The sequence below is a fragment of the Stenotrophomonas sp. Sm10 genome (genome assembly GCF_030985515.1).
Classification (GTDB): Bacteria; Pseudomonadota; Gammaproteobacteria; order Xanthomonadales; family Xanthomonadaceae; genus Stenotrophomonas; species Stenotrophomonas hibiscicola.
In genome coordinates this window covers 1-7755 of record NZ_JAPTFO010000117.1, presented here as the reverse complement: position 1 = coordinate 7755, position 7755 = coordinate 1, and the positions used below count along the sequence as shown (strand labels likewise).

Here is a 7755-nt window from a genome sequence, read left to right as displayed (position 1 = left end):
GAGCCCATGCTCGGCTCAGGTATCGCGTCAACGGCAGCCGAGCATGGGCTCGGCTCTACAAGGGCAATTCGACAAAGGTCAGCGAAACCGCAACCCCACCCGCGCACCGCCGATCGGGGCGGTATCAATCATCAAGGTCGCGCCATGCCGCTGCGCGATCTCGGCCACGATCGCCAGCCCCAGCCCGCAGCCGTCGCCCTCGCTGCTCGCCCGGTAGAAGCGTTCCGTGACGCGCGCGCGTTCGGCTTCGGCGATGCCTGTACCGTCATCGTCCACCCACACCTGCACGCCCTCGGCATCCCGCTGTAGTCCCAGGGTGATCACGCCGGGCACGGCGCCGTAGCGCAGCGCGTTGTCCAGCAGGTTGCCCAGCGCCTCGCGCAGCAGCTGCGGATCACCTTGCACCTGCACACCGTCGTCGGGTCCGTCGTAACCCAGGTCCACGTCGGCCGCCAACGCACGGTCGGCGTAGCGCTCGACCACGCCCCGCGCCAGCGCGGCCAGATCCAGCGGCTGCAGCGGCAGTGCGCTGCCATGTGGATCTTCCGATCGGCTGAGCATCAGCAGTTGGTTGACCAGGTGCTGCAGCCGCGCCAGCCCGGCCAGCGTGCCGGACAGCGCCAGTTGCTGGGCGTGCGGATCGTGCTGGCGCAATGAACTCTCAAGCTCCACCTGCATCGCTGCCAGCGGCGTGCGCAGCTGGTGCGCGGCATTGCTGACGAAGCGCCGCTGTGCATCCTGCATCGCGTCCAGGCGCTGCAGCAGCGCGTTGTAGGCCTCCACCGCCGGCCACAGTTCGCGCGGAGCTTCCTGCGCCGGATCCAGCGGCGCCAATGGATCCGGCCGCGGGCTGGCCAGCTTCCGCGCAACCAGGTTGGCATGGCGTGCGGCAGCGCCTGTACCGGACCAGGCCAGCCATGCCGCCAGTGCCAGGATCGCAGCCTGGAACGGAACGCTGGTCAGCAGCAGCTTGCGCTCCAGCCGGTGCCGCTTGCGCAGTGTCTCGGCCACGCGCAGCCGGATGTCATGACCCGGCCCGGCGCTGACCACCACTTCGACCATGCGCACGGCCTGCCCACGCAGCCGCGCATCATAGTAGACCGGGTCGTCGCTGCCGGCGGACATCGACGGGCGTGGCAATGCCTCGGGCAGGTCGCCATACAGGCGCCCACCCGCGGCGTCGACCACCTCGCCATGCACTTCGTCGGCGGTGTCCCAGGTGAACATGCGCGACACCGCCGGGGTGATCTCGATGGACGCGCGGCCGTCCTGCACCGTCACCAGCTCGGACAACGACATCGCCGAGTCCAGCAGCCAGCGGTCATAGACCTGCCCGGCATAGAAGCGGGCCAACGTGAATGAACCGACCGCGCTGCACAGCAGCAGCACCAGCAGGGGCAGCCACAGGCGGCGCAGCAGCAGGCCACGCAGGCTGTGCACACGCTCAGTCACCGCCGGCTTCCAGCCGATACCCCAGGCCACGCAGCATGCGGATGCCGACGCCGGCGCGCGCCTGTTCCAGCTTGCGGCGCAGGCGGCTGACATGCACTTCGATCACTGACAGGTTGGCCTCGTGATCCCAGCTGTACAGCGCGTCGAACAGACGCTGCTTGGTGACGGTGCGGCCGGGATGCTGCATCAGTGCCTCGACCAGCGACAGCTCGCGCGCGGTCAGTTCGATGCGCTGGCCTTCCACCTGCACTTCATTGCGGATGCTGTCGAAGCACAACCGGCCCAGCCGCTTCTTTGCCGGTGCGTCGCTTCGGCGGCGTGACAGCGCACGCAGGCGCGCCTCCAGCTCACCGAGTGCAAATGGCTTGGCCAGGTAATCGTCGCCACCCCGGTCGAGGCCGAGGATGCGGTCCTCCACACCGTCGCGCGCGGTCAGGATCAGCACCGGCAGGGTGACACCGTCGTTGCGCAGGCGCGAGAGCAGGTCGAGGCCATCGACGTCGGGCAATGAAAGATCGAGCACCATCACGTCATACGGCGCGCTGGCCAGTGCAGCCGGCGCGTGCAGCCCGCGCGAGAGGTGGTCGCACAGATGGCCGGCGCCCTGCAGGGCGCGGATCAGTCCATCGGCCAGCGCGGCGTCGTCTTCGATCAGCAGGATTCGCATTGCAAGCTTCGTGCAAGGTTGGGGCAAGTTTGGCGCAAGTGCATCACCTTACCGTGACTTGCATGAATTTCTCCCCTCGTTTTGCGGCCGTGCTGGCCACTCTTCTGTGCGCGCCCACCGCTTCGGCGCTGTCCCTGCAGGAAGCGCAGCGCGCCATGGAAGCACACAACCCGGACCTGCGTGCGGCGGCACTGGAGCTGCGCGGCGTGCAGGGCGATGTGCAGACGGCGGCGTTGCGCCCGGCCACCGAGTTGTCGATCGGCACCAGCAAGATCAGCCCCAAGCATGGCATCGGCTCGGGACGCTGGCAGGACAAGCGGGTGGACAGCACCGTGGGCCTGGGCTGGACCTGGGAGCGCGGCGGCAAGCGCGCATTGCGCATCCGCCAGGCGGACGCGCTGCTGGAAGTGGCCGGGCTGGACATGCTCGATACCCGGCGCCGGCAGCAGGTGGCACTGCATGAAGCCTATTTCGCTCTGAAGGGCGCACAGGAGCGGGCGCAGATTGCCGATGCCAACCGCCAGAGTTCGGCCGAGCAGATGGCGGCGGCGGACAAGCAGGTTGCCACCGGGGCGATGGCGCCGGTCGACCGCGCGCGGCTGGCAGTGGACGACCTGGCGGTGGCCGATGCGGCGCGCGAGGCGGCCCTGGATCTGCGCGATGCACGGCATGCGCTGAGGCTGCTGCTCGGCCGCGACGACAGCCATGACCTCAGCGCCGATGATCCGTGGCCAGACCCCGCGGGCAGGGTCGATACGCGTGCGTTCGACCCACAGCAGCGTGCCGATCTGCGCGCGGCACGTTCGCGCCTGGCCGCGGCCGACGCCGGTGTGGCACTGGCGCGCAGTGAGCGCCATCGCGACATCCAGCTGGGTGTGGAGGCCGAGCGCGAGCCGACCGACATCAGCGGTGTCACCTGGGGAGTGTCATTGACCATTCCGCTCGGCGGCCCGTCACGTGCACGCGGCGCGATCCAGCGTGCCGAGGCCGACCGTGACAGCGCCGCGCTGGAGCTGCAGGTGCTGCAGCGCGAAGCGCGTGCCGAACTGGACCAGTTGCAGGCCAGCGCCCAGTCCGCCGCGCAGCGCCGGAGCGACTACGAAGGACTGCAGTCCGACGCCGCACGCAGGGCGGTGCAGGGCATCGAGCTGGCCTACCGCCGCGGCGCCGCCAGCCTGACCGATCTGCTGGATGCGCGCCGCAGCTGGCGCGAGTTCGAGGCCGCGTTGATTGAAGCGCGTGCCGACCATGCCATTGCTCTGGCGCGCTGGGAAGCGGCCACATCCGTTGCTGAAGGAGAGTCCCGATGAAGTCCACCGTCGCTTATCGACCGCAGGCGCGACAGGCCGTGCTGCCGGCCTTGCTGGCGCTGGCCCTGCTGGGCGGCTGCGGCCGCGAACCGGCGTCGTATACCGAGGACGGGCCGAAGGTCAGTGCTGGCCAGATCCAGTTTCCTGCCGGTAGCCGCCAGCTGGACGTGCTACGCAGCGAGGCGGTCACCGCCGGCGCCAGCGCCAGCCTGCAGCTGCCGGGCCGGGTGGTCTGGGACGAGACGCGCTCCAGCGCGCTGCGTACGCCGTTGGCGGGGCAGGTGGCGCGTATCGAGGCACAGCCGGGGCAGAAAGTGAAGGCGGGCCAGGTGATCGCCTGGATCACTTCGCCCGAATTCGGCCAGGCCCAGGCGGAGGGCGTGCGCGGCCGTGCCCAGCTGCAGCAGGCGCGCAAGGAGCTGGAGCGCACCCGCGAGTTGCATGCGGCAGGTGTGGCGTCGGGCCGCGAACTGGACGAGGCCGAGGCCAATTTCGCCGGCAGCCAGGCCGATCAAGCGCGTGCAACCGCCTTCGCCAAGGCCTATGGCAATGGCCAGCACGTCGATCAGCGCCTGCCGCTGCGCGCGCCGATCGATGGCGTGCTGGTGGAGCGGCGGATGAGCCCGGGCATGGCGGTCAGCCCCGACAGCGAACGGCCATTGGCGGTGATTGGCGATCCGGACCGCCTGTGGTTGCAGCTGGATGTACCGGAGGGCCTGGCCGGACGTTTGAAGGCGGGCATGCAGGTGAGCGTGCCCGGGGCCGATGGACAGCCGCTGCAGGCGACCCTGCAGCACGTGGATGACTTCGTCGACAGCGAACGCCGCGTGGTGCAGGCGCGCGCCGAGCTGGACAACCGCGCACGCGGTTTCAAGGCGGGGCAGTACGTGCGCGCCCAGGTGGCGTTGCCGGCCGAGGGCGGTGTCTCGCTGCCCGATGCGGCCGTGTTGTTGATCGACGGCAAGCAGGTGGTGTTCGTGGAGGAGGGCAAGGGCCGCTTCGTGCGCCGCGCCGTGCATGCCGAGGAGCTGGGCGATGGCCGGCTGTGGGTGCGTGACGGCCTGGCGGTTGGCAGCAGGGTGGTGGTCGAGGGCGGCCTGCTGCTGCAGCAACTGGTGGACAGCGCGCCGGCAACCGTCAGCACCGGCACGGGGCACGCCGCGCCATGATCGATCGCCTGATTGCCTATTGCCTGCGCCAGCCCTTGATGGTGATGCTGGCGCTGCTGTTGTTCATCGGCGCTGGCATTGCCGCGTTCCGCGTGCTGCCAGTGGAGGCCTTTCCGGATGTATCCGACACCCAGGTGACCGTGGTGTCGCTGCACCCGGGCCGTGCCGCCGAAGAGGTCGAGCGGGAGGTGACGATGCCACTGGAGGTGGCGTTGTCCGGCATCCCGCATTCGGTGCGGGTGTTCTCGCATACGCAGTTCGGCCTGTCGATGATCATCCTGACCTTCGACGACAAGGCCGATGACTACTTCGCACGCCAGCAGGTCCTGGAGCGCCTGCAGGGCGTGGAGCTGCCGGAAGGGGTGACCCCGGAACTGGAGGCGATGAGCTCGGCGGTAGGTGAGATCTACCGCTATGTGCTGAAAGGCCCGCACATGACGCCAACCCAGCTGCGCACCGTGCAGGAATGGACGATGGAGCGCAGCCTGCGCACCGTGCCGGGCGTGGCCGATGTGATCAGTTTCGGCGGCTTCGCGCGTACCTTCCAGGTCAAGCCGGACCTGGACAAGCTGCGTGATCGCGGCATCAGCCTGGGTGAGTTCGCCGAGGCGCTGGAGAGGGGCAGCTCGAATGCCGGCGGCGGCTACGTGGAACGCGGCCAGCAGCAGTTCCTGATCCGTGGCGTGGGCCTGATGCGCTCGCCGGCCGACATCGGCAACGTGGTGGTGGCGCAACGCGGAGGAACGCCGATCCTGGTACGTGACCTGGCCGGCATCGCCGATACCGGGCTGCCCCGGCAGGGCCTGGTCGGCCAGGACGACAATGACGATGCGGTGTTCGGCATGGTGCTGATGCGCAAGGGCGAGAACCCGTCCGACGTGCTCGACGCCCTGCATGCGCGCATCGCCGAGATCGAGGCCAACCAGCTGCCGGCCGGGGTCAGCATCGAGCCGTTCTACGACCGCTCATGGCTGGTCTCGACCACGCTGAAGACGGTCTTCCGCAACCTGCTGGAAGGCGCGGTGCTGGTGTTCCTGGTGCTGTGGCTGTTCCTGTACAACGCCCGTGCCGCGCTGATCGTGGCGGCGATGATGCCGCTGGCGCTGCTGTCGACCTTCCTCGGCCTGCATCTGTGGGGCGTGCCGGCCAACCTGCTGTCGTTGGGTGCGATGGACTTCGGCATCATCATCGATGGCGCGGTGATCGTGACCGAGCACATCGTCTCGCGATTGTCGAAGCTGCCACCTGCGGCAGACCGGAAGACACGGTTCTCGACCATTCTCTCGGCCGCATCGGAAGTGGGGCGGCCGACGTTCTTCTCGATGCTGATCATCATCGCCGCGCATATCCCGATCTTCACCCTGCAGCGCCAGGAAGGACGCATGTTCGCGCCGATGGCGTACTCGGTGACCTCGGCATTGATCGGTGCATTGATCCTGGCACTGACCGTGGTGCCGTTGTTCTGCTACTGGTGGCTGCGGCGCGACCGCATGCGCGACGGCAATCCGCTGATGGACCGCCTGACCGGCTGGTACCGGCCGGTCCTGGAGCGCGCACTGGCCCGCCCGCGTGCGGTGGTACTGACCGCAGTTGCGCTGCTGGTCGGCACGCTGGCATTGGGTACCCGGTTGGGTTCGGAGTTCCTGCCGGAGCTGGACGAAGGCTCGATCTGGCTGACCGCCACGCTCGACCCCAGCACCAGCCTGGCCGAAGCGCAGCAGCAGTCGCGGCGCATCCGCGAGCTGGTGGGCACGTTCCCGCAGGTATCGACCGTGGTGGCCAAGCTGGGGCGCCCGGAAGACGGGTCCGATGCCAAGGGCGCCAACCAGATCGAGGCGCTGGTGGCGTTGAAGCCTGAGAAGGAATGGCCGAAGGGCGTGGACAAGCGGCAGCTGGTGAGCGATCTGCAGCGCACCTTGGAGCAGCGCATTCCGGGGCCGGAGTTCTCGATCTCGCAGCCGGTGCGCGACAACATCCTGGAGAGCATCTCGCAGATCAAGGGCCAGGTGGTGATCAAGGTCAGCGGCTCGGATCTGGACGTGCTCAACCAGCAGGCGCAGGCGATCCTGGGACAGGTGCGTAGCGTGGAGGGCGTAGAGAGTGCCTTCATCGACCGTGACGGTTCATTGCCGCAGCTGCAGATCGAGATCGATCGCGACCGCGCCGCGCGCTATGGCTTGAACGTGCGCGACATCGACGAGGTGATCGAGACCGCACTGGGCGGGCGCCAGGTCGGTGAATTGTGGGAAGGTGACCGCAGGTTCCCGATCACGCTGCGCCTGGACGACGCCGACCGTGACCTGCAACAGTTGCGCACGGTCCCGGTCGGCATCGGCGATGGCCACACGGTGACGCTGGCCGACGTCGCCGATTTCCGCATGGCCAGCGGCGCGATCAACATCTCGCGCGAGAACGCACAGCGCGTCAAGGCCGTGAGCATCTTCATCGCCGGCCGTGACATGGGCAGCGTGGTGGCCGACATGCGCAAGCGCGTGGACGCCAACGTGCAGCTGCCGGACGGCTACCGGCTGGAGTGGTCTGGCGAGTTCGAGAACCAGCAGCGTGCGATGAAGCGGCTGGGCTGGGTGATTCCGCTGTCGGTGCTGATCATCTTCGTGCTGCTGTTCGATGCCTTCAAGGACATCAGCAGCGCCGCGCTGATCCTGGCCAACGTGCCACTTGCGATGATCGGGGGCATCCTCGCCCTGTGGTTGACTGGGATTCCACTGTCGGTGTCGGCGGCGATCGGCTTCATTGCATTGTTCGGGCAGGCGGTGCTGAACGGGGTGGTGATGCTCAGTCGCTTCGCGCAGCTGCGCGAGCAGGGCATGGACCTGCTGCAGTCGGTCGTGCAGGGCTCGCTGCAGCGCCTGCGCACCGTACTGATGACCGCACTGTTGGCGATGTTCGGCCTGCTGCCGATGGCCACCTCGCATGCGATTGGTGCCGAGACCCAGAAACCGCTGGCGGTGGTGGTGATCGGCGGCCTGCTGTCGGCGATGCTGCTGACCCTGCTGGTACTGCCCACGTTGTACTACTGGGTGCATCGCCGCCGCGAGGCGCGCATCGCCTGACCTACCTGTAGAGCCGAGATCCTATGTTCGTGGTCAAGCCTGCTGGAAGCAGGCTTGACCCACTTTCAGCATGGCCGGGTCAA

The 7755-nt window shown here is 68.2% G+C and carries 5 protein-coding genes; 3 read left to right on the top strand and 2 right to left on the bottom strand.

Translation table 11 applies throughout. The features are described from left to right. Positions 1–78: 78 nt before the first annotated feature. A complete protein-coding gene (locus tag O0J15_RS19615) occupies positions 79–1452 on the bottom strand; it encodes a sensor histidine kinase (protein ID WP_308306148.1) in 1374 nt (457 codons plus the stop codon). Continuing rightward, positions 1445–2119: a response regulator gene (locus O0J15_RS19610; protein WP_111098529.1), complete on the bottom strand. Its 675-nt coding sequence runs from the start codon at positions 2117–2119 to the stop codon at positions 1445–1447. The genes O0J15_RS19615 and O0J15_RS19610 overlap by 8 nt, the downstream gene beginning before the upstream one ends. A gap of 62 nt (positions 2120–2181) precedes the next feature. Between O0J15_RS19610 and O0J15_RS19605 the strand changes: the two genes are divergently transcribed. Genes O0J15_RS19605 through O0J15_RS19595 form a run of 3 tightly spaced genes read left to right on the top strand, consistent with a single transcriptional unit; the run spans position 2182 to position 7672 of the window. After that, a complete protein-coding gene (locus O0J15_RS19605; RefSeq protein WP_308306147.1) occupies positions 2182–3429 on the top strand; it encodes a TolC family protein in 1248 nt (415 codons plus the stop codon). Then, the gene (locus O0J15_RS19600) at positions 3426–4598 is read left to right on the top strand and encodes an efflux RND transporter periplasmic adaptor subunit (RefSeq protein WP_308306146.1); all 1173 of its coding nucleotides are present in this window, start codon (positions 3426–3428) and stop codon (positions 4596–4598) included. Before O0J15_RS19605 ends, O0J15_RS19600 begins: the two co-directional genes overlap by 4 nt. Continuing rightward, entirely contained in the window at positions 4595–7672 is a 3078-nt protein-coding gene (locus O0J15_RS19595) for a CusA/CzcA family heavy metal efflux RND transporter (RefSeq protein WP_308306145.1), read from the top strand. Before O0J15_RS19600 ends, O0J15_RS19595 begins: the two co-directional genes overlap by 4 nt. Positions 7673–7755: the final 83 nt, after the last annotated feature.